This is a genomic window from Planctopirus limnophila DSM 3776, from assembly GCF_000092105.1.
Classification (GTDB): domain Bacteria; phylum Planctomycetota; class Planctomycetia; order Planctomycetales; family Planctomycetaceae; genus Planctopirus; species Planctopirus limnophila.
The window spans coordinates 5158655-5182922 of sequence record NC_014148.1 but is presented as its reverse complement, the minus strand read 5'-3'; the positions used below and the strand labels follow the sequence as shown (position 1 = coordinate 5182922).

19 protein-coding genes and 1 pseudogene are annotated in these 24268 nt (G+C 54.1%); 6 read left to right on the top strand and 14 right to left on the bottom strand.

What is annotated here, in order from left to right:
- Positions 1 to 185: 185 nt before the first annotated feature.
- Positions 186 to 1301 carry a baeRF11 domain-containing protein gene (locus PLIM_RS20775; RefSeq protein WP_013112281.1) on the top strand — a complete coding sequence of 372 codons (1116 nt, stop codon included), beginning with the start codon at positions 186 to 188 and terminating at the stop codon, positions 1299 to 1301.
- Positions 1302 to 1357: 56 nt separating this feature from the next.
- Here the strand turns inward: PLIM_RS20775 and PLIM_RS20770 are convergent, their stop codons facing one another.
- Both PLIM_RS20770 and PLIM_RS20765 read right to left on the bottom strand, forming a co-directional pair.
- The gene (locus PLIM_RS20770; RefSeq protein WP_013112280.1) at positions 1358 to 1735 is read right to left on the bottom strand and encodes a rhodanese-like domain-containing protein; all 378 of its coding nucleotides are present in this window, start codon (positions 1733 to 1735) and stop codon (positions 1358 to 1360) included.
- A 37-nt stretch (positions 1736 to 1772) separates the two neighbouring features.
- Entirely contained in the window at positions 1773 to 4067 is a 2295-nt protein-coding gene (locus tag PLIM_RS20765) for a cyanophycin metabolism-associated ABC transporter (RefSeq protein WP_013112279.1), read from the bottom strand.
- A gap of 655 nt (positions 4068 to 4722) precedes the next feature.
- On the opposite strand from PLIM_RS20765, the gene PLIM_RS20755 reads away from it, so the two are divergent.
- Positions 4723 to 5232 (top strand): hypothetical protein, encoded by a 510-nt coding sequence (locus PLIM_RS20755; protein ID WP_013112278.1) that lies wholly within the window; start codon positions 4723 to 4725, stop codon positions 5230 to 5232.
- Positions 5233 to 5303: 71 nt separating this feature from the next.
- On the opposite strand, the gene PLIM_RS20750 is transcribed toward PLIM_RS20755, so the two are convergent.
- The 4 genes and pseudogenes from PLIM_RS20750 to PLIM_RS20735 all read right to left on the bottom strand — a co-directional run bounded on the left by PLIM_RS20750 (position 5304) and on the right by PLIM_RS20735 (position 10084).
- A complete protein-coding gene (locus PLIM_RS20750) occupies positions 5304 to 6782 on the bottom strand; it encodes a serine/threonine-protein kinase (RefSeq protein ID WP_081440362.1) in 1479 nt (492 codons plus the stop codon).
- A gap of 606 nt (positions 6783 to 7388) precedes the next feature.
- A pseudogene (locus PLIM_RS20745) lies at positions 7389 to 7724 on the bottom strand (DMT family protein); the annotation flags it as partial.
- A gap of 176 nt (positions 7725 to 7900) precedes the next feature.
- Positions 7901 to 9196, bottom strand: coding sequence for a PQQ-binding-like beta-propeller repeat protein (locus PLIM_RS20740; protein WP_013112275.1), 1296 nt, complete (start codon positions 9194 to 9196; stop codon positions 7901 to 7903).
- Positions 9197 to 9355: 159 nt separating this feature from the next.
- A complete protein-coding gene (locus PLIM_RS20735; RefSeq protein ID WP_013112274.1) occupies positions 9356 to 10084 on the bottom strand; it encodes a phosphoribosylanthranilate isomerase in 729 nt (242 codons plus the stop codon).
- 335 nt (positions 10085 to 10419) lie between these two features.
- Here PLIM_RS20735 and PLIM_RS20730 point away from each other — a divergent pair, with 335 nt between their 5' ends.
- Positions 10420 to 12828, top strand: coding sequence for an ATP-binding protein (locus tag PLIM_RS20730; protein ID WP_013112273.1), 2409 nt, complete (start codon positions 10420 to 10422; stop codon positions 12826 to 12828).
- A 40-nt stretch (positions 12829 to 12868) separates the two neighbouring features.
- Here the strand turns inward: PLIM_RS20730 and PLIM_RS20725 are convergent, their stop codons facing one another.
- From PLIM_RS20725 to PLIM_RS24280, 6 genes are all read right to left on the bottom strand, one after another.
- The gene (locus tag PLIM_RS20725; protein ID WP_013112272.1) at positions 12869 to 14527 is read right to left on the bottom strand and encodes a class I SAM-dependent methyltransferase; all 1659 of its coding nucleotides are present in this window, start codon (positions 14525 to 14527) and stop codon (positions 12869 to 12871) included.
- 123 nt (positions 14528 to 14650) lie between these two features.
- Positions 14651 to 14974 carry a hypothetical protein gene (locus PLIM_RS20720; protein WP_013112271.1) on the bottom strand — a complete coding sequence of 108 codons (324 nt, stop codon included), beginning with the start codon at positions 14972 to 14974 and terminating at the stop codon, positions 14651 to 14653.
- 14 nt (positions 14975 to 14988) lie between these two features.
- A complete protein-coding gene (mnmA, locus tag PLIM_RS20715) occupies positions 14989 to 16155 on the bottom strand; it encodes a tRNA 2-thiouridine(34) synthase MnmA (protein WP_041402393.1) in 1167 nt (388 codons plus the stop codon).
- Positions 16156 to 16437: 282 nt separating this feature from the next.
- A complete protein-coding gene (locus PLIM_RS20710; protein WP_013112269.1) occupies positions 16438 to 17907 on the bottom strand; it encodes a UTP--glucose-1-phosphate uridylyltransferase in 1470 nt (489 codons plus the stop codon).
- A 3-nt stretch (positions 17908 to 17910) separates the two neighbouring features.
- Positions 17911 to 18177: a hypothetical protein gene (locus PLIM_RS20705; RefSeq protein ID WP_013112268.1), complete on the bottom strand. Its 267-nt coding sequence runs from the start codon at positions 18175 to 18177 to the stop codon at positions 17911 to 17913.
- Between the two features lie 199 nt (positions 18178 to 18376).
- Entirely contained in the window at positions 18377 to 18700 is a 324-nt protein-coding gene (locus PLIM_RS24280) for a hypothetical protein (RefSeq protein ID WP_013112267.1), read from the bottom strand.
- A 435-nt stretch (positions 18701 to 19135) separates the two neighbouring features.
- Between PLIM_RS24280 and PLIM_RS20695 the strand changes: the two genes are divergently transcribed.
- From PLIM_RS20695 to PLIM_RS20685, 3 genes are all read left to right on the top strand, one after another.
- Positions 19136 to 19876 (top strand): hypothetical protein, encoded by a 741-nt coding sequence (locus PLIM_RS20695; protein ID WP_013112266.1) that lies wholly within the window; start codon positions 19136 to 19138, stop codon positions 19874 to 19876.
- Positions 19877 to 19929: 53 nt separating this feature from the next.
- On the top strand, positions 19930 to 20577 hold the full coding sequence (locus tag PLIM_RS20690) for a PNPOx family protein (RefSeq protein ID WP_013112265.1): 648 nt from the start codon (positions 19930 to 19932) through the stop codon (positions 20575 to 20577).
- Between the two features lie 140 nt (positions 20578 to 20717).
- Complete coding sequence (locus PLIM_RS20685) at positions 20718 to 22007, top strand: hypothetical protein (RefSeq protein WP_013112264.1); 1290 nt, start codon at positions 20718 to 20720, stop codon at positions 22005 to 22007.
- Positions 22008 to 22067: 60 nt separating this feature from the next.
- Here PLIM_RS20685 and rsmH read toward each other — a convergent pair whose 3' ends face one another.
- A complete protein-coding gene (gene rsmH / locus PLIM_RS20680) occupies positions 22068 to 23204 on the bottom strand; it encodes a 16S rRNA (cytosine(1402)-N(4))-methyltransferase RsmH (RefSeq protein ID WP_013112263.1) in 1137 nt (378 codons plus the stop codon).
- Between the two features lie 33 nt (positions 23205 to 23237).
- Positions 23238 to 24227: a hypothetical protein gene (locus PLIM_RS20675; RefSeq protein WP_013112262.1), complete on the bottom strand. Its 990-nt coding sequence runs from the start codon at positions 24225 to 24227 to the stop codon at positions 23238 to 23240.
- Positions 24228 to 24268 lie beyond the last annotated feature (41 nt).

Below are 24268 nucleotides of genomic sequence, written 5' to 3'. Positions count from 1 at the left end.
TCCTTAACATGGTGGACCGTAAGCATTCAATTGTTTGTACATTTGACTTGGTCAGATGGTTAAAACCTGCAATTTATGGAATCCCTGAGAACTTTCATCAGCATTAACTTGCTTGCTGATGGTCAATAGAGTGATTTAGAGATCGGCCATTCTCTACTTCACGATGTTCTCTCAGGATATTCCAGATGCTTCACGTTGATCTTCCCTCTCGAGATGATATTGCCACCCTGATGAATTCACGGGGTGAGATCAAGGTCAGCATTTATCTTCCCACGACGCCATTTTCTCAGCAGGCCCAGCAGGATCGGATTGTCCTCAAAAATCTGACAAAAACTGCGATTGATCAACTGGCAGAGCGTCCGAAAAAAGATGTCGAAGCCATTGAAGGACTGCTTCTTGATCTGGTAGATGATGGATCGTTCTGGGAATACCAGGCACATGGCCTCGCTATTTTTGTGACACCCACACAGATTCATACTTTAAGACTTCCCTACAGCGTTCAAGAGCTGGTGGAAGTCAGTGATCGATTCCACGTCAAGCCATTGCTGCATCCAATGGCGGCTTCTTCAACAGGCTTTGTCCTGGTGCTTGGTCAGAATAATGTCAAGCTGCTGCAGATCTGCTCCGACCTGCCCGCAGTGACATTGAACATCGACGGCTTGCCGAAGGATGCAGCAAGTTCTGTTGGCAAGTCGTCCATTCAGGATCGCTCACCCAGCGGACGAATTCAGGGAGACGAAGGGAAGAAAGTTCGTCTCACACAATATGCACGCCTGGTTGATCAGGCACTCCGGCCGGTTCTCAATGGACGCAGTGAACCTCTGATTCTGGCAGCAACAGAACCCTTGCTTTCCATTTACCGTCAGTTGGCAACGTATCCATTTCTTGCTGCCGAAGAAATTCGCCACAGCCCGGATGCGATTTCCGATGTCGAGATTGTGGCTGCCGCCCGCACCATCTTCCAGAACCTCGCCAGTGCCCGCATTCAATCGGCACTCGAGACCTTCGAGCAGCGAAAAACACAAAATCGCACAACTACTAATCTCGAAGAAATCTCCGTCGCTGCCACACAAGGCGCAGTGCAATCCTTAATTGTCGATGTCGCCCGAGTCACCCCCGGGACCATCGATGAGCACGGCAAAATTACGCCAGGTGCCGCCAATTGCCCGGTCAGTTACGATGTCGTCGGTGAAATCTGTGCTCGCGTCATGATGACCGGAGGGACTGTCCTCGCAGCCGGAGGCGAACAGGTTCCCGGTACATGTGGGCTGGCAGCTACTCTTCGTTATGCTCCACAGTAGCCACAGATCATCATTTACTGGAAATCAAAGCAGCATGGCATGGGCTGGCTGTATAGCTATGCACTGGGGGTGACAATCTCACCCCCAGATTCTTTCCAGCCACGGAAGCCACCATCCACCGAGATCACATGCATGTAGCCCATTTTCTGCAGCGTGTCGGCTGCCAGAGCTGAGCGAAAGCCACCGCCGCAATACAGGTAAATTTCGGTTTCCGGATCAGGGATCAACGTTTCAATATCCCGTTCGATAATGCCCCGGCCCAGATGCTTCGCTGTCGGAATATGGCCATTGACCCATTCGTGATCTTCACGCACGTCAAAGAGCAGGACGGGCGATTTCTTTTCGAGCAGTAATTTCAGGTCGGCAATACTGCATTCCCGGATATTGGTACGAACCGATTCCACCAGTTGCAAAAATCGCGGGTTGTGCTGCATGTTCGTCAGTGACCTTCAAAGGGATGATGAGAATAGATTACCAGCCAATGTCTTTTGTCAGTGCCTGTTGCGCTTCGACCAGTTTGGCGTAATGCCCGCCGGAGAGTTTCAACAACTCTTCATGAGTTCCCGATTCGACCAGTCGACCATGATCGAGAACCACAATTCGATTGGCACGGCGTAGCGTACTGAGACGGTGAGCAATTGCGATCGTCGTTCGGCCCTTGACCAGATTCTGCAACGCTTCCTGAATCTGCCGCTCGGTCTCGGTATCGACGGCACTGGTCGCTTCATCAAGAATGAGCAGTCTGGGGTTAATCAGCAGCGCTCTCGCAATCGAAATGCGCTGCCTCTCACCACCCGAGAGCGATTGTCCCCGCTCACCGACCAGCGAATCGTATCCATCCGGCAACTGCAGAATGAACTCATGAGCACGTGCTGCCCGGGCCGCTTCAATGATTTCATCGCGCGAAGCCCCTGGCTTCCCGTACGCAATATTTTCTGCAATGGTTCCAAAGAAGAGGAAAGGATCCTGCAGCACGATCCCGACATTCTTGCGCCAATCTTCGACTCGGAACGAGCGAATGTCTGTGCCATCCGCATAGATGGCTCCTTCGGCCACATCAAAAAAGCGACACACCAGATTGATCAGCGTGCTTTTTCCAGCACCGGTCTGGCCCACGAGCCCGATCATTTCGCCAGCGGCAATTTTCAGATTCACACCATCCAGCACTTTACGGTTCCCATATCGGAAACCAATCGACTTCAGTTCGATCTCACCTTTGAAGTCTTTGAGCGGGACTGGTTGAGCCGGCTCGGGAACACTCGAGACCCGGTCGAGAATTTCAAAGATCCGATGAGCACTGGCAGCCGCCCGCTGCGATGAATTCACCATGCGGCTCATCGATTCCAGCCGACCATAAAACCTCGCGATATACGCCAGGAATGCGGTCAGCACACCGACGGTAATCATCTGCTCATGAACCCGGTAAATCCCATAGCCCCACACCACCAGCACACCCAGTTGATTGAGGAAAATGATCATGGGCCAGAAGAACGTCCAGACTCGATTCACTTTGTCGTTGGCCGAAAGAACTTCTCGATTGGCCTGTTCAAACCGCTGAATCTCACGCGTTTCCTGGGCAAAGGCTTTGACAACCCGAATCCCGGGGATGGTATCCGCGAGGACACTTGTCATGTGGGCCCAGGCTCGTCCACCTTTTTGAAAGCCCGATTGCAGACGGTCGCGCGAGACATACATCAGCCAGATCACCAAAGGAAATGGCACCAGCGAAACCATGGCCAGCCACGGATCGATCCAGAAGAGCACGACGGCTGTCCCGACAATCAGAAAACAGTCGGCAGCAAAATCGACCACACCATCCGAGAGGAACTGGCAAAGGCGATCCGAATCCGTACTGACACGCGACATGAGGTCGCCCGTCCGTTTTCCACCAAAGTACTCGAGAGACAGCCTTTGCAAATGGGCATACGAGGCATTGCGAAGATCGGCCGCAATCCGCTCGCTGACGCGAGCCAGCAGTGCCCCCTGCAGCCAGCCCAGAATCCAGGCGGCCACAGCCGCCAGCAGCAAACCCGCCAGGTACATCCCCGCCAGTGACATCGAAAAGTCGACCGCGGGTGGAATCGGCTGACCTGTCTCGCGCGAAAGAGACGCCGCTGTCTGATACGGGATGAGAATGTCATCCAGCAATGGAACAGTCAGATAGGGCGGGATGAGCCCGGCAATCATCGCCAGGAAAGACAGGAGAAAACCTGCTGCAATTGCAGCAGCATGGGGTCGGGCAAATCGGGCAAGCCGCCAGAGTGCTTTGGTGGTTGGCGGAGTCGTGGTCGATTCGGCTTCCGGAGCCTGCACTGGCTCTTCCAGCGAAATCGACTTCCTGCCCAGCGAGGCCATTTGAAAAGCTTCGATCAGCAGCAGAATGGCAGGGCCCAGATCCAGCGTGTAATGCCAGATCGCCAGGCGACGATCCATCGATTGCGCTTCGAGAGTTCCCAGCCCGGCTCGGTCACTGGTCGTCAGATTCTCAATTTGACTGAGAGGCCACTGCGAAATCTGGGGAGACTCAGGGGAGCCTGCAAAAGCCATCAGATTCTGACTGGTTAGGACCAATAACGTTTTTTGAAAATGTCGCGAGGCATCGATATTTGACCAGGCCCATTGCAGGACAGGTTGTTGCGAACTCACGAACTTGCCGACAACAGCCTGCCAGGGCTCTGGCAAAGCAGGAGAATTGGAGGGATGCTGGTCGACAGATGTCGCCACGTCGATATTCCGATCGTAGGGCTGCGGTTTGATGAAACTCATCGCCGCTGGTTGAGGAACGTTAAAGACCCGCAGGTGGCTTCCGGATCAACAATCTTTTGAATTCCAGTTCCTGCCAGGTTAGCTGCAGATCATCTCACGAGCCGTGCAGAAGCGAAAGAGTAGAACGACCGAACTCACTTTCCAAACCATAACCTGGCAGCCGCAGGGCAGATTCGATTGTTAAGGGAACTCTGCGTATCAGGCGGCGCCAGAACTTTCTTCATCCCCAAACACCCGCCAGATATCAGAGTAGTTACTTATTTACATGTGTTCCGCTGATCAATGATCCCGCTGAGAATTTTTGGCGAAACGCTGATGATATCGTATTTCTCCGTTGAATACGGGTGCAGAGTTCTTAGGAACCGGCCAGATGCCATTTGCTCATTTTCGGCGCAATTGCTGAACAGATTCTGTTCAGAACAAGATCGCTCTCTGGTTGACCAGAAACCCTCGATGATCAATCGGTTTGACATAAGGCACGGGAAAACGGCGGACAAAGATGTGTTTTCAGTTCATTTTCAATATTTAATTTTGGTAACAGCGCAGGGAATGGCAGAATTCTCAAAATTTCGATCGCGGCAGTTGACTCGGCACATCCCTTGCATTGAGGTTAAAAAGTGTCCTACCTCCCCTAAGCCCATTCGGCCCCGTAATCATGATGTCCACCGCGGTTCAATCAACAATCGCACCGCGAGGTTACTGGTCGGACCTGGAGTATCTGCTGCTGGGCGACCTGCGTCAGGTGCTGGATGAACCTTCAACTTTGTTGAGAGATCGCTGGCTCGTCAGTTTGCTGGATGTCCTGCTGGCAGGGAATCGGCATGAGTCAGCACAGAGTTACACTATTGGGGGTTCCGCTATTGGGAACTCTGTTGCAGGAAACAGCGGCGCAGTGAGTTCTGACAGCATCCATTCAGAACCCACGATGTCTGATCGAGAATCATTATCACAGCGACTCTCGGCCTGTCTCACGACCGCTCCATCCACATATTCGGTTCAGTCCTCGTACGCCTCTGCCAGCATCCGGAATGATTTTCTGACTGGGGAACGAGAACAACTTTACAGCAAATTGCAGCGTCTGAGGGATCGGGTGGCTCATCGAACACCTGCGAGTCTCCTCTCCAATGAAATCCGATGCGACCTGCAGGATCTCTTGCCAGTGTAAACGCCACGCTTGCCCAGAGAGACGTAAGCTCGCTTCCTGATCTCCAAGCACCATTGGAGCGTTCAGCCGAGTTAGCTGGCCTTCATGGTTTCCAGCCGATCACGCAGATCGCGAAGTGTTACAGGCTGCGGCATGACCTGGCTGTAGCGAGAAGCCGGCAGTTGCGGCAACAGATCGGCTCGTTTTGCTGATAATGCCAGCACCAGAGGAGTCTCAGTACGATCGGCGTGCTTTTTCAATTGCCCATATCGCCCGACCACATCATCGGCCAACGCTTCACAGGTCACGAGAATCCCTGACACGGCCATGCTTTCGAGGCGCTGCAGTGCTCGATCGGTATCACTGAGCATTAGCACTCGATATCCATGCTTGGAAAGATATTCGCGGAGACGATCCTGTTGAGTCGCACGACCTTCAATACACAGGATGGTCGAGGTGCGATTCGCCGTGGAGGCACTGGCTGAAGGTTCGCCCTCAGAACTCTTGATTGCTGGCATGGGCCCGCTGGTGCTTCCTAAACCTTCGCTGCTGGTTGTTGTTGAGCTGAAACTGGGTTGAAGTTTCCGCAGATCTCGCAACAGTTCTGTCGGTGATTGATACCGCTCATGGGGGTTACTGCGCAGCAACTGATCGATAATGTCCACCAGCGGCCTCGAAAGACCCGGGCATACAGAAGTGATGGGCCGGATGTTGCGGTACCTGCTGATTTGCCGCCGCTCGTTAATATCTTTTGTGGGTGGATAAGGGGGTTGGCCCGAGACCATTTCGTAGAGCATCACCCCCAAAAAGAACAAATCGCTGCGCGGGTCACCATCAGGAGCTCCCGTGAATTTTTCCAGCGTGCCGTATTCCACTGCACGGTCGGCGTCATCAGCCACACCGGAGGCTTCGCCTCCCGCCAGACCAAAGTCAACCAGCTTCGCGACCCGTTGTGCGGAAAGCAGGGCGTTCGAGAGCTTCAGATCGCGATGAGTAAAACCCATCGACAATGCATATTCGAGCCCTTCCGCCAGATCGATGATGTATTTGACCGCTTCTTCGGGAGTGAACTTGCCCCGAATTTTCAGGATATCCTTGAGATTGCCACCTTCGACGAACTCCATCGTCAGGTAATGCTGACCACCGTCGCTTCCCACTTCGTAAATGGGCACGATGTTCTTGTGCTTGAGACGCCGCCCCAGTTCGCCTTCCCGCTTGAAGAGATTGACAGCGCGCGGATCACTGGCATAACGCTGCCGCAGTACCTTCAGGCCAATCATCTCTCCAGTCAACACAGAGCAGCCACGGAAGACCCGGGCAAAACTCCCTGAAGCATTGCGGTAGAGCAATTTGTAATTGCCAACTCGCAAACCCTCGATCTCGTGCTTCAGCAGAATCCCCGACTGATAACCCGTCAGCTCCATCCGGCGTTCCAGTTCGCGGATCAACTCTTTGATGGCCGACGAATCATTGCCCCGAATATGTCGGGCCGCCTCCGCCAAAGCACGCGGCGACACCAACTGCTGCTGAACCAGATAATCTTCAAATGAAGCAAGCGACGAGAAAGTCATGCCAGTCCCAGAGCCAGGGGATTTGAGAAATGGCAGCATAACTGACCTTCCACACCATTCACGAGTGATGCCGTCGATTTGTTGACCACGACGGCAAGAAAAATTCAAACCTCAGTAGAAATCCCGATGACATCCCTACTGGATTCAAAAAGTTGGATACGAGACTCTCTCCCCCCAACCATTTACGAAAATTCAGCCACCACCGTTTCAAACTTTTCCTAAAGAAATGCACAGGCCATGCCAATCCCTCAAGAGACTCGCGGCTTTACAAAAATCGAGCCAAACCCCACCGAACAACACACCACTATCTGGTCGTAGCGAAGCAAATTGCTCCACCCGTTGCAGGTTGCTGCATGCAGTTGGCTACCAGGATGCGCACTTTGAATAGATCGAACATCATCGACATGAGATAGGGATATGCACTAACGTGCACATCCCGTTGGCGATCGTGCTCTAAAGTCTGGCGGCTTTCTGAACTCAATCCTCACGAGATGAGTGAGTGACTGCCGGCAGTGGTGGGCTGGCTTCTTGAGTAGCACGCGGCTCGTTGGCAGCTTGCGAAGTAGCAGCGGACTCATGCTTTTCAGCTTTGGCAGCCGGGTCGTTAAAGATGAAATAAACGGCCCCCAGCATGCAGCAACCCGCCCAGAGAAAATTCCAGGACAAAGGCCGGTTCATGTAATAAATGGCAAAGGGGACGAATACGGCCAACGTAATCACTTCCTGCAAAATCTTCAGTTGAGCCAGACTGATGTGATGGTCATTCCCAAATCGATTGGCAGGAACCTGCACCAGGTATTCAAAAAACGCCACCCCCCAACTCACGAGGACCGCAATCCACAACGGCTGATGAGCATGATCCTTCAAGTGCCCATACCAGGCATACGTCATGAACAGATTGCTGATCGTCAGCAGGACGGCAACAACAAGAATTGGTGGCATGGAGGGAATCGTTGATCCAGAGAAATATGTGAACGACATCGCAGGCAAGTGAAGCAAGACTGGGCCATGAATGCAAATCCCCCGGCTCTTAATGAGAAGGCCGGGGGACATTAATTTTTGCATGACAGCATCGGCCTGCCTGTCGGCTCAGACCGATTGATTTCTCAAGCGAAAAGTTATGGCTTCAGGTCATAGCAGAGGATCGAGTCCTGCTCACGCAGATAGAGCTTGCCGTCAGTTATGACAGGATGCGACCAACTGGGGCGATCACCACTGCCAGGAATCTGGAAAGAGCTGATTTCGGTGTATTTCTCTGGCCCAGTCTCCGAAAGGACCATCATCCCGTCACTGAATCGCCAATAGGCTTTCCCATCAGCACCCACCACAGAGACAGAACCTTTCCCGGCGCCGCGACCTTGCCACTTGACTTCGCCTGTCATGAGATCGGCACAGTAAGGAATCCCCGCATCGTCCGAGTCTCCATAAAGATAGTCACCCATCAGGATGATCCCGCCATGCTTGTTGGCCAGGCGTGGATTGAGAGGATAAACCTCCTCGATCTTCACTGTTTCGTTCTCACCAGGAACCTGCTTCAGCAGAGCCCCACCCCGCTTGTAACCAGCAGCGAAGAAAACGAGATCATTCTTAACGATGGGAGTCGGAATCACGGCTGTCGTCTTTTCAATGGGGTATGACCAGAGCAACTGGCCATCGTTGGCACGCACGCCCAGAGGGCCGGAACCTGTGGTCTGCACATAAACCTTCACGCCACCCACAGTCACAGGGACAATCGAAGCATGCCCTGCTCCACGGTCATCCTCACGGACAGTCGTCCAGATCGTGGCACCGGTCGCACGGTTGAGTGCTGCCATTGTGGTCTTGGGACCGCCGGGTGTCACAATCACACGGTCGCCATCGACCAGGACTGATTCACTATAGCCCCATGAGTCAGCCTTCTTGCCACTAAACTCAGCTTTGAGATCTTTCCGCCAGATTTCCTTGCCAGTAGCGGCTTCACAAGCGACCAGCACTCCCTGTGGAGAGAGCACGAACACATCGTCACCAGCGACTGTGGGGGTACTGCGGGAACTCTGCCACGACTCCTTCCCCTCATTCCAGGCGGGGCCAGTCTTGGTTTTCCACAACAGCTTGCCATCAGCCCGGTTGAAGGCCAGCAGATACTCATCCTTGTCTTCTGCGACTGATGGAGCATCACCAAGAGTGAACACCTTGTCGCCAGCGACTGCCAGGCTCGAATAGCCACGACCGGCACCTTCTGCTTTCCACAGCAGCTTCGGGCCTTCCTTGGGCCACTCTTTCAAGAGGCCTGTATCAGGTGCGACAGCCGTACGATCGGCACCCCGGAATGTCGGCCAGTCAGCCTGTGCCGAGATTGTCGGAATGAGCAGCAGCCCGGAAAGTATCGCAGCCGTTGTCGAAGACAACGCACTCCATGATGACAAACTCAGCATGTTAGGAAACCTTTTTGCAGACCAACTGGAAATCACGACGATCGCTCAACAATCAGACAAAATAACACAGCCACATTGAACAAATCATCGTGGCAGGCCCTGATATGTTAATCCCAAATCATCAATAAAGGAATTGCCTTCCTTCACCAGAGCGTAAATTCAGGAAGCGACAATGGATCTCGCTCTCTCAATGAATTGCCTGCATAGTGCGAGATCCTTCACCCCCGGGGAATCCTCGACACCACTGGCAGTATCGACTCCAGTCGGATGAACGGTTCGCATCGCTTCCTCGACATTGGCAGGGGTCAAACCACCCGCCAGGTAAAGTGGCGTCTGCCTCAAGATTTCCCGCCAGCCGATCAGCAATGGCCACGGGGCCTGGTGTCCACTTCCTCCATAGATCGTTTCACCGGCTTTGTTTTGGTTCGAAGAATGGGTTGTAACCCTGGCATCAATCAACACACCATCGTACTCGAAGCCCAATTGCGACAACTCTTCCAGATGTTTCGACACATCCACCAGACCTTCCTCACCCACACGAAAGGCGCGGTAAATTCCCGGTTGAGGCAATCCTTGCGATCGAGCTTCCTCTCGAATTTGAGTGACAACATGAGCCGGTTCGTCTCCATGAAGCTGGATCACATCCAGTTGGGCCTTCTGGAAGATCGTGAGCATGGACTCCACAGTTTCGTTCACAAACACACCCACGGCCAGCACTCCGGGTGTCATGGCAGCACGAATCTCGCGGGCCTGCTCTAACGTCACGCATCGAGGTGATCGGCTGTAAAAATTCAAACCCAGAGCCGTCGGGCCAAGCTGCGAAATGGCAGCCGCCTGTGCGGGAGTCGTCACACCACAAATTTTGACAAACGTCTTCATGTCAGGCATGGCAGATCGAGACTTCTTTCCCGGGAGGATCTCTTGCAGGTTGGAAACCACATTCCATTGGATTCCACAGCGAAGAATTCTATCTGGCGATCACTTTGAACATCAGGAGTTTGATGGAGCTTTTCCGGCAATCCCGTCAGAATTCTCAGCCGGCAGGCTGATTTCTACAGTAAGAATCTGCCTTCATTCACCCCCTGATCTTCATCATCAAGGCCCCACTTGCTCGAAATGACCGTTTGTGCTTGGATCGTAGCACAATTCATGAGCCGTTCTGGCCAATCCCAGATCGAACACTCAAACTCCATGATCCGACGATTTTCTACCTCAGGTGAAACATGAGCGATTACGAAAAGCTGGGAGTGTTCTACTTAGGTCGCGAATACAACCTGGCAAGTGGTCAGCTCAGCGATACTCCCGTCCTGTACGACTCCAAGGATCTCACCACCCATGCCCTCTGCGTGGGGATGACAGGGAGCGGCAAAACGGGCCTGTGCCTGTCACTTCTGGAAGAAGCGGCCATCGATGGCCTCCCTGCCATCTGTATTGATCCCAAAGGCGATCTGGGGAATCTCCTCCTGACGTTTCCATCTCTTAAACCGGCCGATTTCAAACCCTGGATCGATCCCGGCGAAGCGACTCGCAAAGGGCTCACGGTCGATGAACTTGCAGCCAAAACCGCCACACAGTGGAAAGAGGGCCTCGCAGCCTGGGATCAGCCTCCCGAGCGAATTGCCCGTTTCCGCGAATCGGCCGATGTCTGCATCTACACTCCCGGCAGCACTGTCGGGGTCCCACTGACAATTCTCAAATCCCTCTCGGCTCCGCCTCCCGTCATTCGCGATAACGCCGAGGCCTTTCGCGAAAGGATTGGAAGTGCAGTTTCAGGACTGCTCGCTCTCTTGGGTGTCGATGCTGATCCACTCCGCAGCAGAGAACACATTCTCCTTTCAACACTTGTCGAACGATCATGGCGCGAGGGGCAGAATCTCGAATTGGGCCGCCTGATTCGCGATATCCAGCAGCCCCCCTTTGATCGAGTTGGCTTTCTCGATCTGGAAAGTTTCTTCCCCGCCAAAGACCGATTCTCGTTTGCGATGTCGCTCAACAACCTACTCGCTTCGCCCGGGTTTCAAGCCTGGATGACTGGCGAACCACTCGATATCCAAAGACTGCTCTATACACCAGAAGGCAAACCCCGCATTGCGATCCTGTCGATCGCTCATTTGAGTGATGCCGAGCGCATGTTCTTCGTCACGATCCTGCTCGGTGAAGTCATCAGCTGGATGCGTGCTCAATCGGGAACGACAGCACTTCGAGCGTTGCTCTACATGGATGAAATCTTCGGCTACTTCCCGCCCAGTGCCAACCCACCCAGCAAACAGCCCATGCTCACGCTACTCAAGCAGGCTCGCGCCTTTGGTCTGGGTTGTGTCCTGGCAACGCAGAATCCTGTCGATCTCGATTACAAGGGCCTCTCCAATTGTGGGACCTGGCTGATCGGTCGTTTACAAACCGAGCGCGATAAACTCCGTGTGCTCGATGGTCTCGAAGGAGCCTCGACAGCCACTGGCCATGCCTTTGATCGCAGTTCGATGGAGAAACTCCTGTCTTCGCTCGGCAGCCGGGTGTTTCTCATGAACAATGTCCACGATGATCAGCCCACAGTCTTCCAGTCGCGCTGGGCCCTTTCCTACCTGCGGGGGCCACTCAGTCGAGAGCAGATTCAACTGCTGATGGACGAACGCAAATCGCAAATGCCCGAGGATCACACCGCTTCGACCTGGCATGCGGATGCTGCGACAGGAACCAGACCTGTCCTTCCGCCCGAAGTTTCGGAAGTCTTCATCGAGCGGTCGGGGGCTCTCTCGACGGGCGAGAACCTGATCTATCATCCCGCGCTCTACGCCACAGCCCGTATGCACTTTACACAGACAACAGGTGGGATCGACGAATGGCAGACAGTTTCTCTCCTGTTGCCAGCCCACGAAGGTGAGGCTCTCAACTGGGAAGCGGCCGAAGAACTCGAAGGGGAGTTAACCCTTGCCAGCAGCCCTGACGCCAATGCCACCTTTACTCAGCCTCCTGCTGAACTCTTTCGAGCGAAGACGTACACTTCTCAGGCGACAGCTCTGAAAGATTGCCTTTATCGATCCCGTAAACTTTCCCTCTTCAAATGTGCTGATCCCAAAGGGATCTCGCTGCCGGGCGAATCAGAAGGCGATTTCCGCCAGAGACTGGATCAGGGACATCGCGATCAAAGGGAACTGGCCAAGGCCAAAATTCAGGCCAAATATCAGTCCAAGCTGCAGACCCTCGAAGATCGACTGCGACGAGCCGAGCAGACGGCTGAAAAGCAGAAAAGTCAGGCGAACTCCCAGACACTTTCCGCTGTCATCAGTTTTGGAACATCACTGTTAGGGGCCTTTACCAGCCGGAAAAAGATCTCGACGACGAACCTTTCCAGAGCAGCGACATCAGCCCGTGCTGCCTCTCGGGTTCTGGAAGAACGGGGTGATGTCGGCCGAGCCGAAGAAACCGTCGGGGCCGTCCGTTCACAGATTCAGAAGCTGCAGGACGACTTCCAGCACGAGATTGATGAAATCGTCGGACTCGACCCTTCTCGATATGTGCTGGAAGAAACGCAACTCACGCCCAAGAAGACCGATATGAAGGTCGAGCGGATGATCCTCGCCTGGGTCCCCTTCAAGCAGGATCGCTCTGGCAAAGTGATCCCCATCTGGTGATCAAAACCGCTCTTCGATGAAGCAGAAACTCAGCGATTTTCTATTCGTCTGAGTCTGCCAAAGCATCGCTCTCGTCTGTGAAGTCTTCCATGAGGCCTTCCGGCAAGTGCGTAGACTTCGTCACGGGAGCTTCATCGAACCAATACCAGTTCACCTTCAAATAGAGCGATTCCGGGCAGCGCACATGCACGGGATGATCGGGCCCGGCACCCGTCTGCTCGCACAGTCGGGCCGATCGACCGGCATTGTCGATCGCATAGCCCGTGACACGTGTAAAATCGGCAGAAGATAACAACCCCGAACAACTGCAGGTAATCAACATACCACCTGGCGACACAAGACTGGCGGCCAGTCGATTCATATCGAAATACTTCTTGCGACCATCTTCATAATCATCACGTGTGCGAATGAGTTTCGGCGGGTCGAGAACCACGATATCCCACTGCTGGCCCTGTTTCTGAGCTTCACGCATCCAGGCGAAAATGTCGGCATGCGCCCATTCAATCTGGACTTTGTTGAGCTTGGCATTCTTTTTGGCCACAGCAATGGCCGCTTCATCCAGATCAACGCCGTGTACGCTTTTCGCACCGGAAACAGCCGCCGAGAGCGCAAATCCGCCCGAGTAGCAACATAAATCCAGCACACGCTGCCCGGCTGCCAACTCAGCCACTCGCGCGCGATTCTGCCGCTGATCACAGAAAAAGCCCGTCTTGTGGCCATCTTCAAACTGAACTTCGTACTTCACGCCATTCTCGACCACCTGCACACTCTCAGGAGCATTCTCCGAGCCAAACGGGTCAGCATCAAAGCCTTCCAGTTGAGCGGCATAAGCGCCGGGCCTCAAAATGCCATGCTTCGCTCCGGTGCATGCCGCCAGCAGATCCAGAATACTTTCGGCCCGCTGATACATCCCCAGGTTGAAGGCCTCGACGGAAAGAACATCGCCATAACGATCAACCATCAGTCCCGGCAATCCATCTCCTTCGGCATGCACCAGTCGATAGACATTGCCCTGCTGTTCGAGTCCCAAGGTCTCTGTACGGAATTTGACGGCCGCCTCGAGCTTGGATTTCCACCACGCTTCATCAGGAATCTGATCACCCCGCGTCAGCATGCGGACAGTCATCTCGGCCCGCGGATTGTAGAGCCCGTAGCCGAGTGTCTGCTGCGATTCTTCTAACACGACCTTCACGAGATCGCCTGGCTGAGCGGCCTTAATCCCGCTGACGAGCATTTTGCGAAAGTAGTAAGGATGCCTGCTGGGGCTGCGCGCCACAATGACCGGAATCTTGTCTGCGGTCAGTGGACGCGGGCTCAACATCTCGGGCGAGTACAACGCCAGTCGGCGCTGAACTTCACTTCCCGAATCGATCTGTGCCCGACGCTGGCGGACAGATTTGGCATTGCTGGTTTCATGAGTTTGAAACTCGCCCGTCGCAGGATTTCGCGGTGCAGGCCCGCGCGATCGCGCATCCGGCCCACGAGATGGGGTGCCATAGCGACGGCCACCTGCTGCGCGATTGTCGCCCTGCGGAGTATTGTCTCCACGACGATTGCGTGCGGATTCTCCCCTCGTCTCCGAACCTTCACCTCCCGCTGGCGGTCGATTTGTCGCAGGACGACGGGAAGACTTCGGGTAGGACTGGCCCTGAGCAGGGCGTTTGGCGGCAGATCGGCGTGGGTTGGGTGAATTCTCCATTCCGCCAAGTATAGCAACTCATCAGGATCGTGCCCGTTTCGGACAGCACGATCCCCTGGAATTCGCAAGTTGTGTTCACCCAACTGCTGTCAGTAACGTCTGCAAGGCCACATTCTCGGATTCTCAGCCAGCGGCAGGAGTGATCTCGCTGACTGGTGCAACATTTGGACGATCATTCATGCACGTTTGCCACTGATCAAATGGACGTTCCCGGGCAAATTCAGTCACAAGCACCGGGATCTCCTCTCGAATTGAAAATTCGAGCCGGCAATCAGCATTGCTGCACAGCAGGAACTCTGGCACAGAACTGACAGCCTCGGTGTTCGTCTGGTTGGCCTGATTCGTTTCGTCTGTCTGGGCCGCTGGTGCAAATTGTCTGAGTACCAATCCCTGACGACAGCGCGCACATTTCAGATAACGAAGCACTTCTGGATTGCGAAAAGACATGACAGACCGGGCCTTCAGCAAGCGTGAGAATCGACCATAGCCAGAGCATCGGCTCGTGGTGGTTGAGAGTCTTCAATCCACGCACCGCAGATCACTCGTTCCAGCGAATCATAGAGCACGACCGCTTGCCCGGGTGCTACTCCCGATTGAGGCTCGCAAAAACGAAGATGCAATGTTCCATCCGCATCCACCTGTGCCCATGCTGCCGCCGCCCGATGCATCGATCGAATCTGAGCAGTGCAGGAAAAAACTTCGCTCGTGGGAGCCGATAGCCAGTTGGTGCGTGCTGCCACTAGTGAGGACGAACCCAGCTCTTCGGCGGTTCCGAGTGTGACATTCCTCGATTCCGCATCGATCTTGATTACAAACCGGGGCTCACCCAGGGCAATTCCCAGCCCACGGCGTTGACCAATCGTGAACTGCTCAAACCCACTGTGCTGCCCCAGGATCTTCCCTTGTGGATCCACGAAATTCCCGGAAGTGTCACTCACGTCGCGATATCGCCGGAGAAACCCGCGATAATCGTTGTCAGGAATGAAGCAGATCTCCTGGCTGTCGGGTTTACCAGCAACTCGCAGATTGGCCTGTGCTGCAATCTCACGAATTTCGGCTTTGGGTTGATGACCGACAGGGAAGAGAATCTTGGAAAGAATGTCCGGGCGAATCCCGAAGAGCACATACGATTGATCTTTGGAAAGATCAGCTCCCCGCATCAACCGGGTCTGCCCGAATTCATCTTGAATGATGCGGGCATAATGCCCCGTAGCAATACGCGTCGCACCGACCTGCTGGGCAAACTCCCACAACCGGCCAAACTTCAGCCAGACATTGCACATGACACACGGGTTGGGCGTGCGGCCCTTGAGATATTCATCCGCAAAGTACGATTTGATCTGATCGAACGAATCACGAAAATTGAGGGCATGGAAGGGAATATCCAGCAGATCGGCCACACGCTGGGCGTCCGCTGCATCAGCCGCACTGCAACATCCCTGCTTATGAGATTTTCGCTCAATAACAGGCAGCAGGCCACTGGGAGGGAGTGAGCAGGCGCTGGCACTGGCTTCACCAGAACGCATGAAGAGGCCGATGACCTCGTAGCCTTGCTGCTGCAGCAGAACGGCAGCCACAGAGCTATCCACTCCGCCACTCATCGCGAGGACTACACGCTCTTTCGACATGCCGTATCCCAATTGATTCCGACTAAGGTAATGAATACGAATCCAAACGTTTAGAAGCGATTTGTGTGCCATGCTTGCAGCTCTGGGCAAGCATGTCTTAGCGACCAACAACGCGCAGTTGTTTCCTTGGAACCGTGTATGAAACACATTTTGGAGACTGCGGAAATTTCCACTACGACTTCACGTCGATTTTAGCCATCATCTCTCTCTCGGATAGTCTCAAAAAGAATCTTCCTCACCAACGGTTTTCAGAATGTTGAGCCTTCAGGAATACTCAATTCATCAGGCCCGCTTGAGCGACTGCAGAAACTTCTCATCAAGATAGACATCCTGATGGAACTCGATACCGGGTGAGAGTTTACCGGCCAAAGTCTCCAGGTCGCGGGCCACCAGCGGGCTGATTTCCACTTTCACACCTGGGGAAACCTTCGCACCCGCCTGCAGCAGCCAGCTTCGATGGAGGTCGAGTAAGGCTTGCCTCACAGAAGCGGGTGAATCTGCCCCATCGCGATTCTTGACTGGCAGAAACTCGCGAGACCGATCGGCTTCCACCACGAGTGAACTCTTCGCCAACGGCAGTGTATCGAAAATGAATCGCTCAAATTTCCAGGCATTCGGCTCGGCTGTCGAAATCATCTGTCGGCTCTCGATATCAAAACAGCCAACAGGCTTGTGGGCCACATGCAGTGGCAAAGCACGATCGCCATCCAGACCTTTCAGAAAGGCCAGGTCGAATAGATGGATGGCCGTATTTCCGGCCCATAACTGCAACTGTCCGCGGGCATCCACTCGCTGGGCCAGTTCGGCCGGCATATCGCTGTATTCGATGATCTGTGTGGCACCATCAATCGAGACCACCACACCCATCCGCTCACTGGCACTGGTCTTAGCCACCACTTTAGTCGAGACTTGTGAGTCATATCGGGCATGCCAACCCAGAAACGCCGGTTCAGCCAGAATCGCTGCAGGATTGTCGATCTGATGATAGTAAAGCGTGGTACGACCTTCCGAGAGGAACTTGTCGAGCAGCCCACTTTCCCGGAAGGCACGCAACATGCCGCCGTGCCCATCCGGACTCATCGCCAGTGAATCCGCAGTCGCCAATAGCGGTTCACCAGTCCGGCTATCGAGTGCCGGAAGATTCCCCTGCTTAAAGAAATGCACCTGTTCCTTCGACAAACCAAAAAACTCATTGGTCTCAAAAAAACGCATCGTCGCTTCGTGCGTCGAATCACTGGTCATCAGGCAATAGGGCAAAACAACCCCGACTTCTTTCTCGAGTGCTCGAATCTGCTCGCAGAAAATCTGAAAAAGCGAGGCCTGGCTGACAGGACCAATCGGATACTGCCCCTTCGGATGCGAAAAGCCCAGTCGTGTGCCTTGTCCACCAGCCACCACCATCAGCACAACCTGCCCCTTTTTGAGCAGGTCGCGGCCACGTTCCGCAGCAGTGCGCCAAGCCGAAAAATCGTTCGAGTCCTTCGGCTGGCGGATCAATTGCTCCGGCGCGACAGCTCGCGAGGCTGGAGAATTCGCTCCATTCGCAGGGGCCGTTGTGATTTGCTTTGCAGCCACAGCATGTTTGAGTAGTGGCCAGTCAATGGCCACGATTTCTCTGGCAAGCTTCGACCGGCTGAGAGCAGGCAACGTCTGGAGCCAACCCGCGAGTTTGCCGTACCCCGCCTCGACCAGCAAACCGCGCGCTTGTTCAATCTCTTTGTGTTCTGCATCAGCAGGGAAAGGCCGAGTCATCTGTTATTCCGTCAAGGCAATTCGAGGGCAAAAGTAACGATGAAATTCATCGCTGCTATCGAGGTTCCAGAACCTGAGCTGGCCGCTACGCCATGTTCTGTCTGGGCTTGGTTCACCATCAATCTGGTTGATGATTCGATTCGATCTGCCTGGCTCAGCGAGCAGATCCCCTTCCAAGGTTAACCATCCACCGTACTCAATAAGGATAAACTCCGGCACCCGGAATTCCGAGTCTGCAACGCTCTTCATCTTGAGTTCATCAATTTGCATGCATTCTGTCCGTAACCTTCCCCTCGATAACGCTTTGAAGATCGGTGCGTCAGTGATCCTGGAAGTGGAACGTCTGACGGACACCCTCGGGCAACAAAGCACAGTTCTTTCGCAGGATGCAACGAAAAAACCCTTGTCATGCCTGCGTCTTGAACGCAGTTGACAAGGGCAACAGGTTGGAACTGTGGATTACCGATGACTATCGGACATAAATCCCGAAACCAGGTGTATTGATGCCGAACCCGCTCCGGTAGCCGTAACGTGGGCCATACCAGTTCTGGTAGTAGCCACCGCGATAACCATATCCCGGATTTCCATAACCTCGATATCCATAACCTGGATTGCCGTACCAGCCGTAGCGAGGTGGTGCGTAGACATTGCGGTAGACAGGTCTTGCTACCGGCCGCACAACCACCCTGGGCTGCGGTCCCACTCGCACTCTCACACCGGCATCCGCAGTTTGAGAAGTCCCCCACATGGTAGCGCCTGCGACAACTGCGCTCAGAACTAAACTACGAAACATGATGTATCTCCTGATCAGGAACTCTGGCAAATCGCGCCGGCCACACACCCTGGGAGCCAATCAAGACACGATTTTTTTCGTTTCGCTCATGATGATCTGATGGGGAGATAGCTATCGCAGTCGCCGTGCCAAACGGGGCAAAAGAGGAACGCTCACTGACGTAACAGATTACACATCAACAACTTGAGAGTCATATTGGCAATTACGTGGTCAATTCGGATCGGCATTTCTGGCCGCTGGGCGATCAACTTGACTTCAGTTCTGCCTCACCTCAGCGTCAGGCTTTAACGATTACGGCGAATCTGGCGAACGTAATGATTGATGTTGTGCTTCATAGACAATGTGGCAAAAAAGCGACATGTGGCAGCAGTTTTAGTGGACTTCCCATCATCCTAAGGTGAGGATACGGAACCCCCCAAGAGAGGATAAATCAGCATGCAACGCCGTGCGGAAGCACTGGAAATTCTGCATAAACTTCGAGAGAGTCTCGCAGATCGTATGTCCGAACGAATCATCGACTCTGTCGACGATCTCATCGATGACGCTCTGGGCGAATCCTATCGCGGGGAAATTGATCTGCTGTATGAGCAGTACGGCGCCAAACTGGTTTTGATTAATCAGATCATCGGGAATTTCCCGGTCGACAATATTCCTCAGCCGCCACCTCATTTCGATGCCGAAGAATTTCGCTCGGAAGATCTGATTTCCTCCAAAGATTTCGCATCTTATAAGTCTCTGGAGGTGCATTATGATCTACCGGAGAGCGCGAATCCTTCAGGGACAACCCCTCCGAAACAAACTTCTCTTCGAGATCAACGAGAGTTTTCCAATCTTCAGGCGTCAGACTTTGAATCGACCTGGGGGCAGTTTCTAAGGCAGATTCGCTCACGGGATATTCTGGCAGCAGGTGAGGCATTTGCCTTGATGAGTGCTCTTCCTATGGAACGGGCCGAACTCGCTGCCTCACATTTTCTGGCGCGATGCGATCAGGATGCAGGGTTTTTCGATCATGCCCGGCAACTTGTCGAAGATGTCAGGCTGGCCAGCGTTAACGACGCTCTCGAAATCCTCTACGGCTCATTCGGGCTCGAAGGAAACGATGCACTCGCCACCTTAGTCTCGTTTCGACCCTTCCTGGCCCGTGAACTCAGCACGTCGCAGGATATGTGGGAATAAGACTGAATTCTTTCCGTCGATTTGTGTGGCCGAGGAACAGGAAGATCCCGAACATGCAAGAGGTTCGTGAGTCCCATGCCTGGGTGTGGGATCAACTCTGGATCCGACTGCTGGCAGCCGTCGAAAATCGACAGTCACCGTGGCGAACACCCGTACTGGCGACACTGGATGGGGCGACACTGGATGGGGCCACACTGGATGGGGCGACTTTGGATGGTCACTGGCCAGCGGCTCGAACTGTGATCCTCAGAGACGTGATGCCCCAAAGTCGTCAACTCGTGGCCCATGTCGATCGGCGATCTCCCAAGATCAACCAGTTGCAGTGGAATCCTCACGCATCCTGGACGTTCTACGACCCTGCCGCTGCGATTCAATTACGCATCATGTCCCAGATCTCTCTGCATACAGAAGACGAACTGGCGAGTTCCCAATGGTCGAAAACGCCTGCTTCCAGCCGCAAAAGCTATCTTTCGACCGAGGCTCCCGGTGCTCCACTTCCCGGGCCTATCAGCACCTTGCCGGCTGAACTTCGAGGCCGAGAACTGACAGAGCAAGAACTACTCGCTGGCCGACCAAACTTTTGTGTGCTACTCGCTCAAGTGTTGGAAGTCGACTGGTATGACCTGCATCCCGCAGGACACCTGCGACTCAAGTTCGACTGCCGGGCTGAACAGGTCGATCATCAGTGGATCGCGACGTGAACTGCTTCTCGAAACGATTTCTGCGGATGATGGGAGCTTGTGATCGAACTGAACAAAGACTTGATTTCTACCAAGGCACCAACTGACGATAAGGAACCTTCCACTTCGAGAAATCTCCACAGCCACGAAGAGTCTCCATCATGTTGCATCGTCGCCAGTTTCTCAAACAGTCGGCAGCACTCACCTTATTGACCGCGGGATGGAATCGAAGAGGCTGGTGCAGCGACACTCTGGCGGAAGAACTCCCTCCTGTTCGTGCCATCACACGTGCGCCGGGCCACCACTGGTTTGGGTATTACGACAAGCTGCAATTCGATCCCGCCAATACCAAAGTGCTGGGGATGAAAACAAACTTCGAGCATCGCTCCCCGAAGCCCGATGACGAAATCGAGATTGGCTATGTCGATCTGTCCAACAACGATCAGTGGGTCCGCTTAGGTGCGACGACCGCCTGGTGCTGGCAGCAGGGATGTATGCTGCAGTGGCTCCCTGGTTCGAACTCCAAAGTGATCTGGAATGAACGCGGTTCCCACCACTATCAATCGCGAATCTATGATCTCTCGACAGGCGATAGTCAACTGCTCGATTCGGCTATTTATACTCTGGCACCCGATGGGAAGTCGGCCATCACGACCGACTTCCGCCGCCTGAATGATGTTCGCCCAGGATACGGCTATGCCGGTCTGGCCGACCCTTTCAAAGATGAGTTGATACCCCAAGCCTCCGGCATCTGGAACATTAACCTGCAGACAGGAACATCCGAACTTCTTATTTCGATTGCTCAGGTCGCGGCACTCGGCCCTTCACTCCCCGATATGCAGGGGGCCAAGCACTGGTTCAACCATCTGTTGATCAATCCGGATGGCAGTCGCTTCACATTCCTGCATCGCTGGAAACCAGTCAATTCGCGAGTGGCGTTTCGAACTCGCATGCTCACAGCCAGGCGTGATGGCAGCGATCTGTTCGTGATCGATCCTTCGGGAGAAACCTCTCACTTTGTCTGGCGCGATCCCGAAACCATTACCGCCTGGACGAAGCCACAAGGAAAGCCGTTTGGCTTCTATGATCTGCGCGATCGCACCGCAGAGGTCGAAGCAGTCGGCACCGCCGTGATGACCGTGAATGGTCATAACACGTATCTCACCGGTCTCGAAGCAGCACCGACGGCATGGATTCTAAATGATACGTACCCCGATCAGGCACGGATGCAGCATCCTTACCTGTTTCATGTCCCAACAGGTCAGAGATATCCATTGGGACACTTTCATTCACCGCCGGCTTACAAGGGCGAATGGCGTTGCGACAATCATCCTCGCAGCAGCCCCAATGGACGACTCGCCTGCATCGATTCACCTCATGAGGGAAATGGTCGCCAGTTGTATCTCATCGATCTCGAGCCAGTTCTGCAGCTTTATCACGATCCTGCCTGAATTTTTCTGTGTGGCATGCTTGCGGCTCGGAGCAAGAAAACGTGATTGCCCCGCATCAGTTCAGGAACTGGAGCGGATGGCCCAGCGAAGTTTTGCAGGGATCGAGCGGGGATTATCGTGCCGCTCCTGAGGAGTCGCTCGCATCACTTCGCTCGAAATCTCCCGATAAACTCCGCTCGCCAAGCCTGCCTGAAACGCTTTCTTCACCCGGCGGTCTTCACCCGAGTGGAACGTCAGGATCGCAATCCGGCCACCCGGCTTCACACATTGCGGGATCGATTTCAGCAGAATATCCAACGTGGAAAACTCATCGTTCACAGCAATTCGTATGGCTTGAAACACCCGACGAATGGTCGAGGACACGTCTTCCTCATCAAGTGAACCAATTGTCGCCAGCACCCGGCGCACAGCTTCGGCCAATTGTCCCGTCGTAATAAATGCCGATATCTGCTGCGCCGTGATCAGACCTCTGGCCAAAGGTTCGGCACACGGTTCATCAGCAGCATCCTCCAGCAGCTTTGCCAACCCTCTCTCATCGATCTTCGCGAGAAACTCAGCAGCACTGGGCCCTCGCGATGGATTCATCCGCATATCCAGCGGGGCATCGACTTTGAAGGTAAATCCCCGTGCCGGATCGTCAATCTGCATGGAAGATAAACCCAGATCTGCCATCAAAAAATCAGCACCACCTGGCAAAAAAGCAGGGATCAAGCCTGGCAAAGCAGCAAAGTTGGTTCGCTGCACCATCAGCGTCTCGGCAGGAAAGCCAGCACTCCGTAATCTGGCTTCGGTCTTCGGGAGTTCAATGGGGTCTGCATCAATTCCCAGCAGGCATCCATCCGGCTGGATTGCTCTTAAAAGTTGCTGTGCGTGACCACCAAAGCCCAAGGTGCAGTCAATACCCCGCTCACCCGCTTGAGGAGCGAGAACCTGCAAAATCTCATCGACCATAATCGGCCGATGGGTTCCTGCAGGAGTCTTGCCACTCTTCAGGATTTTCTCAACATCTGCCGCATAGCGATCTCTCGCCAGTTCCTTGTATTTCTCGTGGAACTTTCGGGGATGTGTCCCCGCATAACGCACTCTTCGGGCAGGACGCTTCCCCGGATCCTGCTCTGGCACGGGTATTGGTACATGAGGCTCAACGGGAGAAGACTCCGGAGCTTTATCAGGAAATGGCTGGTCTGACTCGGTCATGGTCTTCCCATCATACCAACCCGCTGGGCACAATCATCCCACACCAATCGACTCATTTGAGACGGCGAGGATCATGGCCAATATCCCCGGCAGTGCCAGCACGATCGTCACATAGATCAGCCTGCGGTGAGGACATTTTGGCCAAAGGGCCGGGATGAGAAAGATCGCCAAACTCAAAGGCATGATGCCCGCAGCAAAGAATGTCAGTAGTGGTAGTTCACTGTAGGTGTTGGTTGCAGCCCCCAGCGTTAACGCAGGAAAAAACACAGCAGGCCCCGTCCAGCAACCGATCGAAGACCCTAAGGCGAAAACTTTCTCACGGAACGATCCGTGAGCCTCTCCACCCAGGTCGCAATTCTCGCTCGATTTTTTTACCTGGAATGCCGGAACAATCCCCGCAGCAAACAAGCCACAGCTCATGGCAATCGCAAGATCGGTAAAGACCAGCGAATGCGCGTGAATCATCACTGTGACACTGGCCAGCCCCCACAGGAACGCCAGCCATATCCACGCCTTTGATCCGGCAGCTGCTTGCCAGACCATCGTCAGTAAACAAGCGATAGCAATCATGGTGATACCCAGAATGCCAGCTGCGACTGGCTGTGGAATCAGCGTTTGATTCCACTTCAAATCGCCTGGTGCGAGCCACCAGCCCGCAAACACCATTGCGGCAACATTCAAGCCCAATGCCACCCTGCCCATGATCGCTCTGGCGGAAGACCTTTCCGCAAAGAATGTGGTCAATGCCCCCACAATGAGACACAGAGCGGTGGCCGGGAACAGGCTGTACCAACTGTGCTCGAACAATAACCACTGACCCGATTGATCCAACCACCAGTTCAGCCGTTGTTCAAAAAGGTTGGGTAACGCGAAACCAGTCAAAATGCCAACAGGCAGAGCGGCTCTGGCAAGCCTTGGCCACCTAATGCTCGCCAGCGGGATCAGGAAACCTCCCAGAAGTGCTGGCAGAATCAGATAGACAATCTTGTCTTGAATCACTTCGAATGGAGGGAGTGGTGGCATCGCGAAAATCCCAATTGATTCCGACGAATCCTCATGCTGTT

What these genes read in the sequence shown, in the direction of transcription:
- PLIM_RS20775 (WP_013112281.1), top strand. Translation starts at nt 186, where the DNA reads ATGCTTCACGTTGATCTTCCCTCTCGAGATGATATTGCCACCCTGATG.
- PLIM_RS20770 (WP_013112280.1), bottom strand. Translation starts at nt 1,735, where the DNA reads ATGCAGCACAACCCGCGATTTTTGCAACTGGTGGAATCGGTTCGTACC.
- PLIM_RS20765 (WP_013112279.1), bottom strand. Translation starts at nt 4,067, where the DNA reads ATGAGTTTCATCAAACCGCAGCCCTACGATCGGAATATCGACGTGGCG.
- PLIM_RS20755 (WP_013112278.1), top strand. Translation starts at nt 4,723, where the DNA reads ATGATGTCCACCGCGGTTCAATCAACAATCGCACCGCGAGGTTACTGG.
- PLIM_RS20750 (WP_081440362.1), bottom strand. Translation starts at nt 6,782, where the DNA reads ATGACTTTCTCGTCGCTTGCTTCATTTGAAGATTATCTGGTTCAGCAG.
- PLIM_RS20740 (WP_013112275.1), bottom strand. Translation starts at nt 9,196, where the DNA reads ATGCTGAGTTTGTCATCATGGAGTGCGTTGTCTTCGACAACGGCTGCG.
- PLIM_RS20735 (WP_013112274.1), bottom strand. Translation starts at nt 10,084, where the DNA reads ATGCCTGACATGAAGACGTTTGTCAAAATTTGTGGTGTGACGACTCCC.
- PLIM_RS20730 (WP_013112273.1), top strand. Translation starts at nt 10,420, where the DNA reads ATGAGCGATTACGAAAAGCTGGGAGTGTTCTACTTAGGTCGCGAATAC.
- PLIM_RS20725 (WP_013112272.1), bottom strand. Translation starts at nt 14,527, where the DNA reads ATGGAGAATTCACCCAACCCACGCCGATCTGCCGCCAAACGCCCTGCT.
- PLIM_RS20720 (WP_013112271.1), bottom strand. Translation starts at nt 14,974, where the DNA reads ATGTCTTTTCGCAATCCAGAAGTGCTTCGTTATCTGAAATGTGCGCGC.
- mnmA (WP_041402393.1), bottom strand. Translation starts at nt 16,155, where the DNA reads ATGTCGAAAGAGCGTGTAGTCCTCGCGATGAGTGGCGGAGTGGATAGC.
- PLIM_RS20710 (WP_013112269.1), bottom strand. Translation starts at nt 17,907, where the DNA reads ATGACTCGGCCTTTCCCTGCTGATGCAGAACACAAAGAGATTGAACAA.
- PLIM_RS20705 (WP_013112268.1), bottom strand. Translation starts at nt 18,177, where the DNA reads ATGCAAATTGATGAACTCAAGATGAAGAGCGTTGCAGACTCGGAATTC.
- PLIM_RS24280 (WP_013112267.1), bottom strand. Translation starts at nt 18,700, where the DNA reads ATGTTTCGTAGTTTAGTTCTGAGCGCAGTTGTCGCAGGCGCTACCATG.
- PLIM_RS20695 (WP_013112266.1), top strand. Translation starts at nt 19,136, where the DNA reads ATGCAACGCCGTGCGGAAGCACTGGAAATTCTGCATAAACTTCGAGAG.
- PLIM_RS20690 (WP_013112265.1), top strand. Translation starts at nt 19,930, where the DNA reads ATGCAAGAGGTTCGTGAGTCCCATGCCTGGGTGTGGGATCAACTCTGG.
- PLIM_RS20685 (WP_013112264.1), top strand. Translation starts at nt 20,718, where the DNA reads ATGTTGCATCGTCGCCAGTTTCTCAAACAGTCGGCAGCACTCACCTTA.
- rsmH (WP_013112263.1), bottom strand. Translation starts at nt 23,204, where the DNA reads ATGACCGAGTCAGACCAGCCATTTCCTGATAAAGCTCCGGAGTCTTCT.
- PLIM_RS20675 (WP_013112262.1), bottom strand. Translation starts at nt 24,227, where the DNA reads ATGCCACCACTCCCTCCATTCGAAGTGATTCAAGACAAGATTGTCTAT.